1 protein-coding gene and 1 pseudogene are annotated in these 718 nt (G+C 36.5%); one reads left to right on the plus strand and one right to left on the minus strand.

The genetic code is table 11. The annotated features are described in order from the left end of the window. A partial coding sequence (locus E1176_RS00415) for a deoxynucleoside kinase (RefSeq protein ID WP_155208621.1) occupies positions 1-422 on the plus strand: 422 nt, incomplete at its 5' end. Positions 423-428: 6 nt separating this feature from the next. On the opposite strand, the pseudogene E1176_RS00420 reads toward E1176_RS00415, so the two are convergent. Beyond that, positions 429-718, minus strand: a pseudogene (locus tag E1176_RS00420) (DUF72 domain-containing protein); the annotation flags it as partial.

A 718-nucleotide genomic window follows, 5' to 3' on the forward strand; every position in this document is an offset into this window, starting at 1 on the left:
GAGAAAGTAATATTACCACGGTGCAGGATCGCACCATTTATGAAGATGCTTATATTTTTGCAGCCAACCTGTATAAATCAAAGTTTCTAAACGATCGAGATTACTCCAGCTATCTCACCCTCTTTGAGTCTATGATTCAGCATGTAGAATCACCTGACTTACTTATTTATCTAAGAGCTGATATTCCTAAACTCGTAAAGCAGATAGAAAAAAGAGGAAGGGATTATGAGAATGCGATTAGAATCGATTACTTAAAAAACCTTAATCAACATTATACTGAGTGGATTGACACTTACGACAATGGTAAAAAACTAATTATTGATGTTAATGACATCGATTTTGTAGCCAATCCAGATGATTTTTCTGAAATAGTAAGAAAGATTGATGTTGAACTACACGGACTTTTTAGCCAGAGAGATTAATCCAGTTTAAGCTTGATCGATAAATGTGGGTCGTTTGATATCAAGGCCGCATGCTTCATTAAGCCTTTTAATAAAATAATCACAGGTTACCGGGGTATGTGCCTCATTTTCCTGATGTCCGAAAAAGTATAGTTCTTCAAGACCGGATTCAATCCACGCTTTACACCGAGTCACCCATTGATCGAGCCGATCATAATCACTTTGAATGAGGCCATAACCATTGAATCGTATAAAGGCTTTAGGAACAGTTAATCTTTGATGCAAGACGTCTCTTCTATCTGCTACATCTGTTATAA

It is taken from the genome of Fulvivirga aurantia (genome assembly GCF_009711475.1).
Lineage (GTDB): Bacteria > Bacteroidota > Bacteroidia > Cytophagales > Cyclobacteriaceae > Fulvivirga > Fulvivirga aurantia.